Below are 17,878 nucleotides of genomic sequence, written 5' to 3'. Positions count from 1 at the left end.
CTAAAATTTCTTACTCCATACTAAAAACCCTGAGGTCGAGGATTTATAACGCACCCCCTTAAGATTACTAAGATAACCTAACTGCGTAGAAACCTGGCCAAATTGATTAGGCAAAGGAAAGGTTTTCCCCAAAGAAACCCATAATACCTTATCGCGCAAATATTCTTCAACTGGGTTTTGGTAATAAAAATAATACAATTTAATATATCGAATTAAAAAGGTATCACTAGTACCATTGCTTTCATTAATAATCCCACCGAGCGAATATCCCATGGCTTCATCACCTAAGGAACTTCCGATATTTTTACCATAATAAACATAAGGATACTTACTATAGCCATAAATTTGCGGCACCATAGGTCCCCAAAAATAATAGACATGCTGAAATGTGTATTCAAACTCACCATACAGCCGTACTAGCGCTTTTTTCAGCGGAAACCAGATATTGCTCCCTGCTAAAAATGCAGTCCGACCTGGTATGGGAGGATTAAAGCCACTGCGATATAACCAAGGTGCATAAGAATAGGGAACACGATCATTAAAAATTGTCTGAAGATATAGATTAGCTGGGAAATTAAACGTTTTATTTAAATTCCAGTCCATTGTAAATTCCCAGTGTTCTGTGCCAGGACTGTACTTATTACAATATTCTTGGCCTTGGGTAAGACTATTACAATTATTATCAACCTTTATCAAATTCCAGAGCATGCGTTGATTAAGCGGCCTAGTCTCACCAGCAAAAAAAGAAACCCTCGAGAAACTGAGTTGTAAACTTTGCAAAGGACGCAAAGAAACATTCGTTAGCCAAATTAAAGGGTGAGCAATAGGAACATCATCTCCTCCCACCGATAAAGAAGTGGTGAATAACCATGGCCCCAACCAACTTAACCATTTGGTTTCAAATGCGTCAGCCCCCATTCTTTGTAAAGTAAGGGTCGGCAAAGGCGGCGCATTGGCTGATAAAATCATACTATCTGTAAATCCCGGCCCCCACCAACGACTCATTTTATCGACACCAATCCCCCAATTGCCAAGAAATAGGTAAAAATATGAGCTATCTAAATGAACATCCCCTGTAACATCGGCGTATTTTCCGTAATTAACGGCTAAGTTAGCAGCGATTCGTTGATTTTGTTTTTCCAGTGAGCCCCCAACTTCAAAATCACTACGAGGCTGCCATTGAAACGTACGAAAGGGATTAAGTTTCGACCCACCGCTAATAAATACCCCAGGAGACCAAGCCCTGGACAATGCCTTTTTGTATCGAGCTAATACACGAAAATAAGCCAATTGAACAAAACTCGGAGCTTCTTTAACCGTTAATTCAGACTCCGTACTTAATAAAGAAGAACCAATACTTTTCCAAGGAAGCGGCCAAGTTAAGACGGGAGCTGAAATTAATCCATAATCTGCAAGCAAATCAATATCATTTTTAATAGCCATGCTATCGGTTGCGTCATAAGGGTTTACATATAAAAATGGACCTGAAAAAGCGAGTGAAGAGAAAAGTAGAGTTAATCCACATATCCAAACAACACACATCCTTAACTTCATATTACCTCTTGTACTCGATTGCTCATTCATTTTTATTGAGCAAGATTAACTATATCTTGGGCCAAGGATTTCATAATATTGGCACTCCAAAAAAGAACCAGCTCTTAAATCAAGAGGGATAATAAAAAGTTAAAATTAAAATTTTCATATCAGCACACTAAAAAATTACTTCGAAATAAAATCGATGCTTGAGTTAAACGAGGATTGAATATTTCTATGCTCACGACTTAACCAGTTTGTAAATAAAAGATAGCTGGCAAAACAAACAAGATAGAGATAAGACTGTAATCCTTCTGAGACCTGACCCCATGCAAATAGAACTCCTAGAAGGCCATACCCTAAGGATAATCCACTTAATAAGAAAGTTGACCAGAATACGGGTATATTAAACTTCCGCAATAAATGATGAATATGATCATGGCCAGGATCTGCCCAGGAGCGCTTTTGCTTTGTTCTAATTAAACAAGCACTGGTCATATCAAAAAAAGGAAAAGCGACAATCCAAATCAAGGTTATCGGTTTTATAATTTGAGATTCAATTTGGGATAAATAAATAACGCACCAAGCAATAAAAAATGCCATGAAGTTACTGCCCGAATCGCCTAAGAAAACACTAGCTCGATGGCGCCAAGGTAATGGCATATTAAAAAGAAGAAATACCGCTAATAGTCCAATAAAGGTTAACAATAATAATGCCAATTGCGTTTGACCCAAATAATAACTCACGGCAAAGAGCAAAAGTGATTCTGTTAAAACGACTCCTCCAGCTAAGCCATCTTGACCATCGAGCATATTAATTGCATTGATAAATCCAAGCGTTAGAATGAGTGTCAGTGGTATTGAGATTTTATGTAAATAGATATCTGTAAAATAGAAAATTTCTCCCACATAATTCAGGCAGAATTTACCTGCTAAAATCATGTAAAAAATAGCACTTATTTGAATCACCAACCTTAATCTAGGTCTGATATCGAAACGATCATCCACAGCACCAATTAAAAGTAGGATGAAAGAACCCAATAAGACGTGATGATAAAGTTCTTTTGAGATAGGAAGATAATAAACACTTAACACCAACCCAAAAAAAATCGCAATCCCTCCAATTAGAGGCGTTGCTTTCAGATGTGCTTTTCGACCACCAGGATAATCCATTAAATTTAATACCCTGGCTAATGGGGTAAGAATAAAAATACCACACCCAGTTATAAGCATGATTTTAGCTATCTCTACTACATAAACTGCATAGTATTGCATTTATACCTCCCTGTTATGATCTGTTTTTTTTGCTACCTGAACTCTGCTGCGAGTTTATTTTTTATAAAGGTTGGAAATTGACGCTCAAAATGTCCTCTAGCTTCTGTTAGGTATGCTGGTATTATTCCTATAGGAGTTACCTCTAAACTCTCTTTTCATTATGTGTTAAAAACCAATCATAGGTAGAGCGAAGTCCATCATCTAAATTAATATTTGCTTCCCAGCCTAATCCACGGAGACAAGATACATCCAACAACTTACGTGGGGTCCCGTCAGGTTGGGTTGTATCAAAAACTAACTGACCTTTAAAGCCAACAACCGATGCAATCTTTTCTGCAAGCTCTTTGATTGTACAGTCTTGACCTGAACCAATATTAATATGTGATTGCATAGGTTGGGTACTAGCTGCATAAACATGCTTATCTAACTTCATGATATAAACACATGCTTGTGCTAAATCATCTACATGTAAAAATTCCCTTCTAGGTGCACCACTCCCCCATATCTTAACTTGTTCAGCCATTTGCTGAGCTGCTTCATGAAGTCTGCGTAATAAAGCAGGAATTACATGGCTATTTTCTGGATGAAAATTATCATTTGGGCCATAAAGATTCGTTGGCATCACACTGCGATAATCACACCCATATTGACGATTATAGCTTTCGCACATTTTAATTCCTGCTATTTTAGCAATAGCATAAGGCTCATTCGTCGGTTCCAAGTGACCAGTTAATAAAGAAGATTCAGTAATTGGTTGCGCTGCATGCTTTGGATAGATGCAAGAAGACCCTAAAAATAATAATTCTTGTACCTTTGTCAAATACGAGGCATGAATGATATTCGCTTGTATCATCAAATTGTCATATATAAATTGAGCTGGATATACATTATTCGCGTGAATCCCTCCCACTTTAGCGGCTGCTAAATAAACCTGATCAATGCGATGATGAGTAAAATAGTCAAGAACTTCGGACTGTCTTGTCAAGTCCAGCTCTTGGCGAGTTGCTGTCAGTACTTTTATGCCTTGTTCTTTTTCAAGCTGTCTTAAAATAGCTTGGCCTACCATACCTTGATGGCCTGCAACAAAAATTGTTCTCATATCCATATTTAATATTCAACCGTAAGCGGAACTAAGTGGCCGTGTTCTTTCAAAAAAGCGTGTCGTTGTGCTACTTTTAAATCCTCTGCTACCATTTCTGCACACATCTCTTGGGTAGATATTTCAGGCTTCCAGCCAAGAGTTTTCTCCGCTTTTGTCGGATCTCCTAGCAAAGATTCCACTTCTGCGGGGCGAAAATATCGAGGATCTACTTTAACAATCACGTCACCTTTCTTAACTCCTGGAGCGAGCTTACCTTCAACATAGGCTACGATGCCATATTCCCTAACCCCGTTGCCATGAAATTCAAGTGTAATACCAAGGCAAGCAGCAGACCAAACAACAAATTGCCGAACGGAATATTGTTGACCGGTAGCTATCACGAAATCTTCTGCCTTTTCTTGTTGTAACATAAGCCACTGCATCCGAACATAATCTTTAGCATGACCCCAGTCTCTCAAAGCATCTAGGTTGCCCAGGTAGAGGCATTTTTCTAAGCCTTGGGCAATATTGGACATACCTCTTGTAATTTTACGAGTTACGAATGTCTCACCTCGCCGAGGTGACTCATGGTTAAATAAAATGCCGTTACAAGCATACATACCATAGGCTTCACGATAATTCACCGTTATCCAATAAGCGTATAGTTTGGCAACTGCATAAGGAGAGCGTGGATAAAATGGGGTTGTTTCCGATTGCGGCGTTTCTTGAACCAATCCATACAATTCAGATGTTGAGGCCTGATAAAACCGTGTTTTTTTCTCCAACCCTAGGAGGCGAATCGCTTCTAAAATACGAAGTGAGCCTAAGGCATCTACATCTGCGGTGTATTCAGGTGACTCAAAACTAACTGCCACATGAGATTGTGCGCCTAAATTATACACCTCATCTGGCTGTACCTCTTTTAAAATTCGTATGATATTGGTCGAATCTGTTAAGTCGCCATAATGAAGGATGAATTGCTGATTATTCACGTGCGGGTCTTCATAAATATGATCCACCCGATCTGTATTAAATAAGGAAGAGCGCCTTTTTATACCATGAACTTGATAACCTTTTTCTAATAATAATTCAGCAAGATATGAACCATCTTGACCGGTAATTCCAGTAATCAGCGCCGTTTTCATTGATAGTCTATCCCTTATGATTTAATTTACCTCAATATAAATTGGGGTAATTTTAATAAATTTTTACAAAGCAACGTATAGAGTCCACCTACTTTATTTTTGCGCAAAACATAATAATCTTCTTTGCTTTTTTGAACTAAATTCTTAAAATTTCGGTTACTAGCACCACCTAAACGCATCTTCACGAGGACTTTGGATAGATAAGCAAAAGCAAGCTCGTTATCAGACATGACTCTAACAATAAAGTCATAATCAGCAGCAATTCGCAGTGACATATCAAATCGACCATGTTTTTCGTAAACACCACGACGCAAATATAGTGTAGGATGAGCAGGCATCCAGCCTCTTTTTAATAAAGAGGTATTGAATGGCCTACTTTTCCAGTGGCGAACAATTAAGTTGGTATTATCCCGATGCACGTATTGTAAATCACCATATACACCATCCACCTTTTGTTCTAGAAAACACTCACTAATTGATGCTAATACATCAGTAGATGTCAAAAAATCATCTGAGTGGACAAAGCCTATAACATCCCCAGTTGCTTTAGAAAGTCCTTTATTCAAAGCATCATAAATGCCATTATCCGGCTCGGATACTAATATATCGGGCTTAATACCAGAGCATTGTATCTCTTGAAGAGTCCCATCAGTAGAACCTCCATCAATAATAACTAACTCAATCTGTTGGTGTGTTTGTTTCAAAATAGATTGTAGGCAAGTTTTAATATTGCTTTGGCTATTGTAAGTGGCGACTATAATTGAAAACTTTAAATTCACTTCTGAGTATACCTTAAAAAAATTGAGCATTAGGACTTAGGTCTAATCAGGTATTATTTTGTCTTCTAATGACATAATTTCCTAATACCAACACATCCATTTTAGTTCTCAAAAAACAATCCATTGCTTCCTTTGGCTTGCAAACAACAGGTTCATTTTCATTAAAGGATGTATTTAACAACATAGGTACATCTGATAAATCATAAAATGATTTAATTAACTGATAATAGCGTGCATTTGATTCCTTTGTTACCGTTTGCAAGCGACCAGACCCATTAACGTGTGTAACTGCTGGAATTTCGCAACGTTTATCTTCTTTGATTTGAAATACTTTTAACATGAATGGTACATCATAATCCGTCTCAAACCACTTATTGGTTTCTTCTCTTAAGATTGAAGGAGCAAACGGTCTAAATGACTCTCTTCTTTTAATTTTGAGATTCAAGATATCTTTCATATCAGCTCTTCTCGGATCAGCTAAAATGCTTCGATTTCCAAGTGCACGAGCGCCCCACTCCATTCTCCCTTGAAACCAGCCAATCACTTCCCCTTCTGATATAAATTTAGCAACCGCCGCGCAAAGCTCCTCTTCTTTGTCATATAACGTAACTTGACAATCTTCAGACTCCAGGGATGTTTTCTGATCGACAATCAGTTGATGATAAACATCTTCAGAATATTCCGGCCCCCAATAAGCATGATTCATAATAAACTGTCTAGGCTTTTTTAATTGCTCATGCCAAACAGAATAAGCGGCACCTATAGCCCCCCCTGCATCTCCTGCGGCAGGTTGGATATAAAAGCCGTCGTAGTTTGTACGTTCAAGAATTTTACCATTAGCAACAGAATTCATTGCGCACCCGCCAGCTAAACAAAGCTTAGATGCCTCTGTCTCTTTTTGCACATGATTTAAAATTGAGAAAAAAGCTTCTTCATACATCGTTTGAACTGACGCGGCTATATTTTTATGATAGTCGGTTAATGGCTCTGATGAACTTCGTTTCGGCCCCAACAACTCCTCCAAATTAGAGGAAAAGACTTGACCAATTTTAGGCTCTGAATTATCCCATATATTGACCACGCCAACAGAATGATGATTAAAATAGTCCAAGTTTAATTGAAATTTACCGTTCGCTTCTAACTGCACTATTTCCCGCATTTTATCCATTTCAGAAGGCTTGCCATATGGTGAAAGCCCCATGACTTTGTACTCATCACCGTATTTATCAAATCCTAAATACTGCGTTAACGCTAAATAAAACATGCCCAATGAATGGGGGAAATAAATTTGATCACGAACAAATATAGTTTGACCTTCACCATATCCCCACATAGTACTCACGAAATCCCCAAACCCATCAACAGATACTAAAGCCGCTTTATCATAAGGCGACACATAAAAACTACTGCCTAAATGCGCTCGGTGATGTTCTATATTACACATTTTTGCTTTCATTTTTTCTGCGGGTATTGCAAAAGCCTCACTTAACTCCTGGAGCACATCCTTAACTTTTGAAACATTTGCCAAGCGTTCTTTAATCAAATTTAGACTGGGTTTTTTTGAAAATGCAAACAATGCTTTTTTATGAAGGTTTGCATTAGGCTTTCGATTAATCGCGATGTAATCAACATCTTCTAAGTTACAGTTAACATCACTTAAACAATATTCAATTGCATACTTGGGAAATCCCGCCCAATGTTTTATTCGCCTAAACCGTTCTTCTTCAACAGCAGCCTTCAATTCTCCGTCAATTACAACACAAGCACTGGCGTCGCCATGATAGGCATTAATCCCTAAAATCACTGTACTCATAAGGCAGTCTCTCTATTTTATTAATCAAAGGGTTATAACAATTTAAATCTCTTCAGGCTATTATTGATTTTTCCTGCGATCATGGGTAATAATTTTTGGTAATATGAGCGTTGATTTTCAATCATTCTCTCTATGACAAATTTGAGATAACCAATGCGTTCCCTCAACTCATCTGCCATCTGTATAAAAAACTCTAATCCTTGGATAAAGCTTATATTCTTTACTGCCAATCACAACAGGATTTGAAAACGTTTGACGAACTATTTTGAGTAAAATGCCCACGACCGTCTTCAATTATATTTGCAGCTTTCATATCAACGAGTCAGCGCAGTAAGCTAGTTTATGGGTGAGTGAATCTATTTCTAAATGACTTAATCCTGTTAACTGAGAGATCATATTAGGATCGATACTTTCTGCTACCATTTTTTTTGCTATCACCATCCGAGCTTTTTTTTCACCTTCTAGCTGGCCTTTTATTTTAGCTTCATCCAGGTGTTTTTGAATAGAATTGATTTGGATACTATTTGCATTTGATTGATAATTTGTCGCTTCTGCTAAATCATCATAAAAATTTAGCTCTTGAGCTAAACTCATAGCCTGTAAGAAAACGGGTTCATTCATATAAAGTGGTGGGAACTCGTATGTGTCCTCATGGATCTCATTAAAAAAACGCAACCACAGCTCCCCCATACTTACATGAACCTTATCCACTTGATGATTAAGGTTGAATTTTTCTAATTCTATAACATAAAGCTCATGTTGAGACGGCTCTATTTCAGGTTTGATGCTTTCTACAAGACCCCCATAGTGAAACCAGTCAGTTATATTATCAAATAAGATAGCATCCCATATGAATAGCGTATAATGGGGGTATAGAGGAGTCTCATTGATATTTTTTAAATACTTTTTAAGATAAGCAGCAAGTGGCTTATTAGAAGCAATGCAATCGCTAGGAACAGACCTCCTAATAAAATATAAAGAAACAAACAGCACTTTTTCCATCATATCAACACATCTAATATGAACAGAGGAATGATTTTGAATATTAAAATGTGGAATTTGATTTTCTGAGATATAGTCTATGCTAAAGATAGGGATTTTAAATGGCAATATATTATTGATAATACTTAAAATAAGCTCAGGATTAGCTCCAAAAATTCGCCTAAAAACCATATCCTTTTTTGGGCTTAGAAATCGTGATGGTTTCAATATAAAATGAGATCCATTCATATATTCTTCCACTAAATTGCTATTGGTCTTAACTTCCATTTGCAGCATTTCAAAATACTGATACAAGCCCGATAGACTGGATATAATTAAAAAAATGTAAGCGTTATTTTTTCAGTAGATTTAGGTAAAACTACTAGGGTTTGACTAGCCTGTCAAAAGAAGTGCTACTTCAGTAATTCAATGAGTCCCAAAATAACTTCTTATTTGCAACAGTAATTTCGCCACTTCGCAGCTTTTTTTCTATATTCTTTTGAATAACTCTTCTTTTATGTTGCTTATTTTCTAGTGTTTCTACTGAGTAATTCTCAATACAATCAATAAAATTTTCAATATTATCAAGCGGATAATCCCAACCATACTCCTCGAAATATAAATCTTTCCATGGTGTTCTATTACTTATCAAAACAGGAGTGCCCGCTATTAAAGATTCAGCTATGACATGACCATAATTCTCACCTTTTGTAGGCAAAAAAAATAAATCATATTCTGCCAATGTAGAAAGAACATTTTCATAAGGGATACTACCATAGTAAGTAACACAGATATGTTTAGGCATTAAATTGATGAGTGCCAAACAGTCCTTCCAATAGGCATAGTCTTCAATTGGTCCATAAATATCAAAGGTAACTTTGACACTTACTCTCTTGAGAGTATTTAATGCATAAGTCAGATTTTTTATAGGACAAACTCTTGAGAGAAAAACGATACGTAGCGTAGAGCTACACGCCCAGCTATTTTTATGTATATTTTCATCAAAAAATTTATTATCAGATATATCACTTGCAATATGGATTCTTTTAGCAGTGATAAATTTATTATTCATAATATCTTTGCTTTCATATTCCGATGAAGCATGCCAAATAACATTTTTATATATCCCCATATAATAAGTTAAAATAGAAAATATTTTTTTCTTTAGCCATTTCAATTGTAAAGCGTCTTTGGCAAGCTCACCTCTAGGAGCAATAATAAGGGGGGAAGGCGGTATCAACTTAAAAAATCTAGCTAACATTATTTTAAATGAAAAATTTAAGTCGAAATAACTATTTAAATAAAGAATATCATAAGAAGTATTATTAATTGTCTTGCATAAATTCCTGAATGAAATTGATTCTTTACTTAAATACAAAACCTTAGCTTTACCCACTTTTTGCCAATCATTAGCTATAATATTTTCATATGGCTTACCATCAGATATATCTCTGTCTTGAGTAATAATATAAAAATTAAAATCATCGCCTAATTTTTCAACTAAATTAGATATTGTGCGCAAAGGCCCACCCGCCTTATAACCAGGCAAATAATAACTAATTAAAATTAATATACGAAGTCTAGGCATAAAAAATTCAATCAGTATCTAAAAAAGATCCGCCTCCGTAAGCAATTTACCTGCTGCATCTTTTTCTGCAAGCTTAGGTGTCCCTTTCAAAGGCCAATCAATATTAACAGATGGATCATTCCAAATCAGACAGCGCTCATGCTTTGGGTACCAATAGTCGGTGGTCTTATACAACAAATCTGCTCTTTCTGATATCACAACAAATCCATGCGCAAAACCTGGGGGGATCCATAGTTGTCGTTTATTTGCTTCTGACAAAACAACCCCAGACCACTTACCAAAATATTCTGAATCTTTTCGCAAGTCGACTGCCACATCAAAAACAGCGCCTTGTACAACACGGACCAGTTTTCCTTGGCTATGTTGAATTTGATAATGCAATCCACGTAAAACATTCTGGCTAGACCGACTATGATTATCTTGTAAAAATTGAATTTCTATGCCTGTTGCTTGGCTAAATGCTATACTGTTAAAACTCTCAAGAAAAAATCCTCTTTCATCTTCAATAACATTAGGCTCTAGTACAAGCACTTCTGGTAAATCAGTTGAAAAAACTTTATATGCCATTTACTAATACTCATTCCAATAAATTAAGAAGATATTGCCCATAGCTATTTTGCTTAAAGGACTCCGCTACTTTTTGAAGTTCCTCTGAATCAATCCACCCACTTGAATAAGCAATTTCCTCCGGGCATGCAACTATTAAACCTTGGCGCTTTTGAATGGTTGATATGAAACTAGCAGCTTCTAACAAACTATCATAAGTGCCAGTATCCAACCAGGCATACCCTCTACCTAATAATTCAACACTTAATAACCCCATATCAAGATATGCTTTGTTTACATCTGTTATCTCCAACTCACCACGAGCAGAAAACTTTACATCTGCAGCAATATGGGAAACATTTTCATCATAAAAATAAAGACCAGTCACAGCATAACTGCTTTTGGGAAATTGGGGCTTTTCTTCAATAGAAACTGCACGGTTTTTATCGTCAAATTCCACCACACCATATCGTTCTGGATCATTGACATGATAAGCAAATACAGTCGCTCCATTCGATTGACTCGACGCTTGCATAAGCTTTTCGCTTAAATTATGGCCATAAAAAAGATTGTCACCAAGGATTAATGCACTAGAGTGGTCAATAATAAAATCCTTTCCTATTATAAAAGATTGAGCCAAACCTTCTGGGTAAGGCTGTACAGCATACTGTATATTTATGCCCCACTGCTCACCATTACCGAGAAGATCCGAAAATTTTGGTGTATCGTTCGGTGTTGATATTAAAAGAATATCTCTGATACCTGCCAACATGAGTGTACTTAACGAATAATAAATCATAGGTTTATCATAAACGGGCATTAATTGCTTTGAAACAACAGCCGTAACAGGATATAGTCTAGATCCCGTGCCACCCGCCAAAATTATTCCCTTACGTTTCAGCTGCGTCATCTTAACCCTCATAATATTTGCTTTAAAACATGACTAAGACTATCCTGCCAGCAAGGCAAATCGAATTTGAAAGTATTCTTAAAATGTTGTGTATTAAGCCTGGAATTAGCAGGCCTAGTTGCTTTTGTAGGGTATTCATGAGAGCTAATCGGTAATATACAACTTGGCTGAAGAGTTAATTTTTTACCTGATTTTAGGCCTTCTTCAACAACAAATTTTCCATACTCATACCAGCTAGTGTATCCCTCAGAAACAACATGATACAAGCCGAACGGAAAATTTTCTTTTCCAAAATCTAGATAGCTTTTCAATAGATGCGCGGTTACGTCAGCAAGTAAGCAAGCAGATGTTGGAGATCCCACTTGATTGGCTACAAGATAAAGTTTTTCTCTTTGCTGAGCCAAACTCAAAATTTTTTTCGCAAAATTTGAACCATGAACCCCAAATACCCAGCTAGTTCGAAGAATCAAACTAGTCGAACAACTAGAAAGCAAAGCTTCTTCGCCTTCCAATTTAGAAAGGCCATATATATTGAGTGGATTGGGTTTATCTTGCTCAACATAAGGATCTTGTTTAGTTCCATCAAAAACATAATCAGTAGAAAAATGAATAACGCACGCGCCTATTTTTTCAGATTCTAATCCTAAAACACGAAGTGCATCAGCATTTATTGAAAATGCTAATTGTTTATTGATTTCTGCATCATCAACTGCTGTATATGCGGCTGGATTAATAATTATATCTGGCTTTAATTGGCGTATTAAATTTTTGACAGCATTTGAATTTGCAAAATCGCAATCTTTAGAGCCCACAGCGATCACTTCTCCTAAAGGCTTTAAAGCACGTTGAAGTTCAAACCCAACTTGTCCATTTTTTCCAGTTAATAGAATTTTTCTATCCATAATTGAATTCTCGCTCAAGTTACTAGCGAATTCTTATTGATCGTTTCCTTCAACCACAGCTCATTATTTAAATACCACTGTACTGTTTTACAAATGCCTGTATCAAAAGATTCTTGAGGTTTCCAACCTAATACTTGTTCAATTTTATCTGCATTAATAGCATAACGACGATCATGCCCCAATCTATCTTTTACAAAAGTAATTTGTTCTTTATAAGATTTACCATCATCTCGCGGTCGCAATTCATCTAGGATACAGCAAATCGTTTGAACAACATCAAGGTTTGTTTTCTCATTAAGCCCACCGATATTATATACTTCACCAACAACCCCTGACTCCAAGACACGACAAAGTGCACGGCAATGATCTTTAACATACAACCAATCTCGTATTTGCTGCCCATCACCATATATTGCCAATGATTTACCTAAAAGTGCATTGACTATGACAAGAGGAATTAGTTTTTCAGGATATTGAAATGGGCCATAATTATTTGAGCAATTCGTTGTAAGAGCGGGCAATCCATAAGTCTGGTAATAAGCACGTACAAGATGATCTGAAGCAGCCTTTGATGCTGAGTATGGACTATTAGGCTGATACCTATTTGTTTCAGCGAATGGAGGGGAGTGTTTCTCTAATGCCCCATAAACTTCATCGGTTGAAACATGCAGAAAACGAAACTGCTCCTTTTTTTGTTTTTCTAAATTATCCCAGTATCTTCTAACCGATTCTAGTAAGCGTGATGTACCTACTATATTTGTCTGAATAAACTCTTCTGGAGATGAAATAGAACGATCAACATGGGTTTCAGCTGCAAAATTTACTACATGTAGTGGTTTAAATGTGTCAAGGGTAGATTTAATCAAATCCGAATCACCAATATCTCCATGAATAAAATTGTATGCTTTGTGATTTTCCCATACCTCAAGGTTTTGAAGATTGCTTGCGTAGGTCAATTTATCAACATTCACAATTGGGGATGCATAATTAGATAACCATTCATATATAAAATTACTACCAATAAAACCTGCGCCCCCGGTCACTAATATCATTAGTTCGTTCCTTTACTAAAGATTGATCGCTTAATTTTAAACATTAAGTTAGGCATTATTTACCTATATTAAGAAAATCAATAACATTGTTATTATGCTCTATAGAAAACCACTATAATTAATCATCTAACTTATGCCAATGATGAGTGATTGATGAGTTCGTGAATCTAAATCCTAATTTTGTGTACAGATTCAAAACGGGCAAGTTTCTCATGGAGATAGTAGTAAGAACTGTCTTTATACTGTGACATTTATGATAGTTTAACATTGTCATCCAGACCTCATAACCAATTCTTTTCTTGCGAAATAATGGGTTGACAGCGGTTAAATGCCAATAAACAGAACTTTTATCTTTATATTCAATGATAAAGAAACCTATAATTTCACTTTTTAGAAACACCTTTAACAACGTTTGGTTCGAACTATTAAAACTACTTTTAACCCAGTTAGCATATCTTAAATCTGCAAGATAAGACTCACATCGTGGATCAACATGATAACGCTCATATTCAAACGCTTTCTCCGCCATATTAATAATTAAGCTTAATTCAGTCTCTTCCACAACATCAACCGCCATTTCCGACGCGAGTATTTCGTAGCTTTGCAAGTCGCGAAGATAAGGTTGGCAAACCATCTCCACAAAACGAAAATTGTTTCTTTGTAAAAACATCGACTCAACCATCTGGCCATCTGGTAGCCTCGACGATATCAGCTTGAACCCATTATCATTTACCCATTGCTTGAATAAATTAAATTGCTCTTGGGCCAACATCGGATTTTTTATTGTTAAAGAAGCTATTTCAGCAACAGGGAAGCCAAATACCAACGTATCCCAAGGTACTAGTCTCGAATCTAGACAAATGATATCGTTAGATGCAGAGTAATTAATATTATCAATTAAATCCATAGTTAGCCCACACGTATTGAAAATGCGTTATACAGTTTTATATGCCCATATAGAACTATACTTTCATAGCATCTGTTTTTAATAACTGTAAAAATTTACTCAAATTATCTTTGGGAGTAACCGTTTTTAATTTAACTTTTGTAGCTTGATTACCAAAATCTTTAGGATCGGCTCCTTTTGTTAATTTATTAAGCAAGTCATATAAAACAGAAGAATTACCTGCCGGAAAGAGATAACCATTTTGCCCGTCTATAATTCGATCACGCCCTGATCCAACTGCATCACTTACTACCACTACTTTTTCAAGCTGAATGCCCTCATCAACAACAATACCCCAAGGATCTTCTAATGAGGGTACTACCACAATATCAGCCTCCCGAATTAACCAACTATGCAAATCATATTGACAAAAACCCAAAAATCTAATTTTCTCAGATATATCAAGCTCACTGGCTTGCAACTTATAGTCATTAATTAAAGGACCATCACCTTCGATCCAAAGCACCCAAGTATTATTTTGTTTTAGCTGTGCAAGTGCATCTAAAAGCGTTGATAGACCTTTTCTTTGAATCATCCTCCCACTGAAGAATATAATTTTTTTATTTTGTTTTTTGTCATTGAAGCATTCAACTGGAATGGATTCTGGCTCATCACTTTTCAGCCGCTCAACATCAACAGAATATGGAAAATCTATAATTTTTTCCTTCGGACATCCTGCTAACACAGCGGACTCTATCCCACGTGCACCACAAACAAGAACTCCAACGCTGTAGGTAAACACTAGCTTTCTTAATAAAGAACGAAATGCCAACTTTAAATAGGAAAACTTTCCTCGAGGCAAATCAACATTAAACACATCAGTACAAATCACAAACTTTTGTCTTCTAAAAATAGAATAAATGATTGCTATACTGGTTACTGGTTTATTATATCCAGCGATATAGACCATATCGGGTTTCTTACTAAAAATATGCCTCACGACAACAATAATTGCCTGAATTTGACCCCAAAAACCTCTACCGTTCAGTATAAGGTTCTTGAATTTTTTTGTAGGCCATTTTAAATAATTGTGCCCTCCATCTGGAGACCAGTTTTTTCTTTCTGTATAAATGACAAATAAATCCAACTCGCTTGACGCAGCAAACGTGTTCCATGCGTCTGTTTTATACGGGGTTGGTTCTAAGTCAATAAATAAAGAAAAAAATTGTTTTTTGCCTCCGTTTTTATTTTCTGATTCTGTCATAATAAAATTCATTTAACTTATGAAATTTACAATTATCTAGTTATTAAAAAAACTTACTTAATTGCTTCAACTATCTAATTATAGAATTTAAGACACGCTTACCTATTGTTATTTGCCAAGGCTCTCAATAAATTAATACAAGCTCATTGAAAAAAATTTAATACTTCTCCAATCACAATATCTAGAGACTCTTCTAGACCTACCCATAATGGCAATCGAACCAGTCGGTTTGAAAAATCCTTAGTTACTGGCAGGTCTCCAACAAAGCGACCACACTTATAACCTTGTTTTGTTTTGTGTAAAGGCACGTAGTGAAAGACGCATTGGATATCCTTTTCTTTCATCCAACGGATAAATTCAGAACGTTCTTCTAATGATCTTAATAATAGATAATACATGTGAGCATTATGTTGACAAGCATCTGGAATTGTCGGCCTAATGACGAGCCTATCCTGCTCACTCTTTTCAAAGGCTTCATGATACCTCAACCACAAATTAGCTCTAGTTTCAGTTATGTCTTCTGCTTCCTGAATTTGAGCCCAAAGAAATGCTGCAATTATCTCGCCTGGCAAGTAGGATGAGCCAATATCAACCCAAGTATATTTATCGACTTGTCCACGAAAAAATTTGCTACGGTTAGTTCCTTTTTCTCGTATCACCTCGGCTCGTTCCGATAAAGAAAGATCATTAATTATTAATGCACCTCCCTCACCAGAAATAATATTTTTGGTTTCATGAAATGAATAGCAACCAAGATGCCCGATACTTCCCAAGGGACGCCCTTTATAACTGGACATCACACCCTGCGCTGCATCCTCAATTACCAACAAGTTATACTTATCAGCTATAGCCATTATTGTATCCATTTCACAAGCAACACCTGCATAGTGGACAGGTACTATAGCTTTCGTTTTATGGGTGATAGCATTTTCAATTAATTTTTCATTAATATTTAATGTATCTGGTCGGATATCAACAAAGACCGGTACAGCGCCTCTCATGACAAATGCATTAGCGGTGGAGACAAATGTATAAGATGGCATAATAACCTCATCTCCTGGCTTTAAATCAACCAATATGGCGCACATCTCTAAAGCAGCTGTACAGGAATGTGTTAACAGCGCCTTTTTACAGTTGGTATTTTTTTCAAGCCAGTGATTACACATTTTAGTATAGTGCCCATCGCCAGCTAACTGACCCCGGCTATGCGCATCTGCAATGTAATGAATTTCTCTACCAGTTAGATAGGGTTTATTAAAAGGTATTTTCATCGTTCAAGAAAAATTTGGTATGCCATTAATGTGAGAAAAGCTAATATCACATTGCTTACAGTCTAAACGTTGATTTTCATCGGTTAAGTTACCATGGCATTCTGGGCAAACTAATATAGATAAGAGATTAAACTCTTTTAATCTCTTTGAGCGAGAAATATTATAATATTTTTTTAATATTTCTAACCCTAACGTTCGCCAACTTAGAATGGTTGAAATGTGACTTTTTTTTATATCACCTTCCTTACTTTGAATATTTATTTGCTCAATCCAATCAGAAGATACTTCAGGATTAGAAATCTTATACTTGATTTCATCATTCCAATAGTAGCGAGTATGAAACATATGCGGAGAATCATACATATATTTGGCCCATTTTGTTTTCCCTTCAAGCATCTTCTTGGTTCCTAGAAAACTATCTTCTACAGGCCCTTTCTTTTTGTGTATATAAAGCACCCCATCTTTATCAAGGATCTCTAAGCAATGAATATCATACGGATAAAATCGTTCAAATATAGCATTTGGGGTTTCAATATATCCTGCTTTAGCAACTCTTTGTAACTCTTTGATAAATTCCTCTGGTTTTGACATATGCTCAAGCACGTGTGAAGCAATAACAAAATCGAAAGCCTTATCTCTAAACGGCATCTTTGATGCATTCCCAAATACTGCTGGCCTATCAATCATCATTGGCTCCCCACACCGGTGTTCTGCACCAGTTAATCTATCAAGCAAAACATCTGCACGAGGATAAGGAGTAGCACCTGATCCCACATCAAGGACTAAACTATTTTTATCTATAGGTAAGTTAAACTTCCTTAATGCCCACCGAATTCTATTAAGCTTCAACAT

General features: G+C 36.3%; 16 protein-coding genes. All 16 read right to left on the bottom strand.

The window, feature by feature from the left end; genetic code table 11:
• Positions 1 to 1,554: a capsule assembly Wzi family protein gene (locus E1O41_RS05185; RefSeq protein WP_165481112.1), complete on the bottom strand. Its 1,554-nt coding sequence runs from the start codon at positions 1,552 to 1,554 to the stop codon at positions 1 to 3.
• 165 nt (positions 1,555 to 1,719) lie between these two features.
• The gene (locus tag E1O41_RS05180) at positions 1,720 to 2,808 is read right to left on the bottom strand and encodes an MraY family glycosyltransferase (RefSeq protein ID WP_131776248.1); all 1,089 of its coding nucleotides are present in this window, start codon (positions 2,806 to 2,808) and stop codon (positions 1,720 to 1,722) included.
• Between the two features lie 142 nt (positions 2,809 to 2,950).
• Positions 2,951 to 3,907 carry a GDP-L-fucose synthase gene (gene fcl / locus E1O41_RS05175; RefSeq protein WP_278040764.1) on the bottom strand — a complete coding sequence of 319 codons (957 nt, stop codon included), beginning with the start codon at positions 3,905 to 3,907 and terminating at the stop codon, positions 2,951 to 2,953.
• A gap of 8 nt (positions 3,908 to 3,915) precedes the next feature.
• A complete protein-coding gene (gene gmd, locus E1O41_RS05170) occupies positions 3,916 to 5,034 on the bottom strand; it encodes a GDP-mannose 4,6-dehydratase (RefSeq protein ID WP_131776246.1) in 1,119 nt (372 codons plus the stop codon).
• A gap of 26 nt (positions 5,035 to 5,060) precedes the next feature.
• A complete protein-coding gene (locus tag E1O41_RS05165; RefSeq protein ID WP_207384508.1) occupies positions 5,061 to 5,813 on the bottom strand; it encodes a glycosyltransferase family 2 protein in 753 nt (250 codons plus the stop codon).
• Positions 5,814 to 5,859: 46 nt separating this feature from the next.
• Complete coding sequence (locus E1O41_RS05160) at positions 5,860 to 7,626, bottom strand: carbamoyltransferase family protein (protein WP_131776244.1); 1,767 nt, start codon at positions 7,624 to 7,626, stop codon at positions 5,860 to 5,862.
• Between the two features lie 309 nt (positions 7,627 to 7,935).
• Complete coding sequence (locus tag E1O41_RS05155; protein WP_131776243.1) at positions 7,936 to 8,904, bottom strand: hypothetical protein; 969 nt, start codon at positions 8,902 to 8,904, stop codon at positions 7,936 to 7,938.
• A gap of 121 nt (positions 8,905 to 9,025) precedes the next feature.
• The gene (locus E1O41_RS05150; protein WP_131776242.1) at positions 9,026 to 10,195 is read right to left on the bottom strand and encodes a glycosyltransferase; all 1,170 of its coding nucleotides are present in this window, start codon (positions 10,193 to 10,195) and stop codon (positions 9,026 to 9,028) included.
• An 18-nt stretch (positions 10,196 to 10,213) separates the two neighbouring features.
• Positions 10,214 to 10,762 (bottom strand): dTDP-4-dehydrorhamnose 3,5-epimerase, encoded by a 549-nt coding sequence (gene rfbC, locus E1O41_RS05145; protein ID WP_131776241.1) that lies wholly within the window; start codon positions 10,760 to 10,762, stop codon positions 10,214 to 10,216.
• 10 nt (positions 10,763 to 10,772) lie between these two features.
• The gene (rfbA, locus tag E1O41_RS05140; RefSeq protein ID WP_207384507.1) at positions 10,773 to 11,651 is read right to left on the bottom strand and encodes a glucose-1-phosphate thymidylyltransferase RfbA; all 879 of its coding nucleotides are present in this window, start codon (positions 11,649 to 11,651) and stop codon (positions 10,773 to 10,775) included.
• An 8-nt stretch (positions 11,652 to 11,659) separates the two neighbouring features.
• Positions 11,660 to 12,553 carry a dTDP-4-dehydrorhamnose reductase gene (gene rfbD, locus E1O41_RS05135; protein ID WP_131776240.1) on the bottom strand — a complete coding sequence of 298 codons (894 nt, stop codon included), beginning with the start codon at positions 12,551 to 12,553 and terminating at the stop codon, positions 11,660 to 11,662.
• A gap of 14 nt (positions 12,554 to 12,567) precedes the next feature.
• Positions 12,568 to 13,605, bottom strand: coding sequence for a dTDP-glucose 4,6-dehydratase (gene rfbB, locus E1O41_RS05130; protein ID WP_131776239.1), 1,038 nt, complete (start codon positions 13,603 to 13,605; stop codon positions 12,568 to 12,570).
• A gap of 118 nt (positions 13,606 to 13,723) precedes the next feature.
• Positions 13,724 to 14,512, bottom strand: coding sequence for a GNAT family N-acetyltransferase (locus E1O41_RS05125; protein ID WP_131776238.1), 789 nt, complete (start codon positions 14,510 to 14,512; stop codon positions 13,724 to 13,726).
• Positions 14,513 to 14,567: 55 nt separating this feature from the next.
• Positions 14,568 to 15,755 (bottom strand): glycosyltransferase family 4 protein, encoded by a 1,188-nt coding sequence (locus E1O41_RS05120; RefSeq protein ID WP_165481111.1) that lies wholly within the window; start codon positions 15,753 to 15,755, stop codon positions 14,568 to 14,570.
• A gap of 143 nt (positions 15,756 to 15,898) precedes the next feature.
• Positions 15,899 to 17,026: a dTDP-4-amino-4,6-dideoxygalactose transaminase gene (gene rffA / locus E1O41_RS05115; protein ID WP_131776236.1), complete on the bottom strand. Its 1,128-nt coding sequence runs from the start codon at positions 17,024 to 17,026 to the stop codon at positions 15,899 to 15,901.
• Between the two features lie 3 nt (positions 17,027 to 17,029).
• The gene (locus tag E1O41_RS05110; RefSeq protein WP_165481110.1) at positions 17,030 to 17,878 is read right to left on the bottom strand and encodes a methyltransferase domain-containing protein; all 849 of its coding nucleotides are present in this window, start codon (positions 17,876 to 17,878) and stop codon (positions 17,030 to 17,032) included.

It is taken from the genome of Legionella impletisoli, assembly GCF_900639875.1.
GTDB lineage: Bacteria > Pseudomonadota > Gammaproteobacteria > Legionellales > Legionellaceae > Legionella_A > Legionella_A impletisoli.
This window is presented reverse-complemented; position numbering and strand designations above follow the sequence as displayed.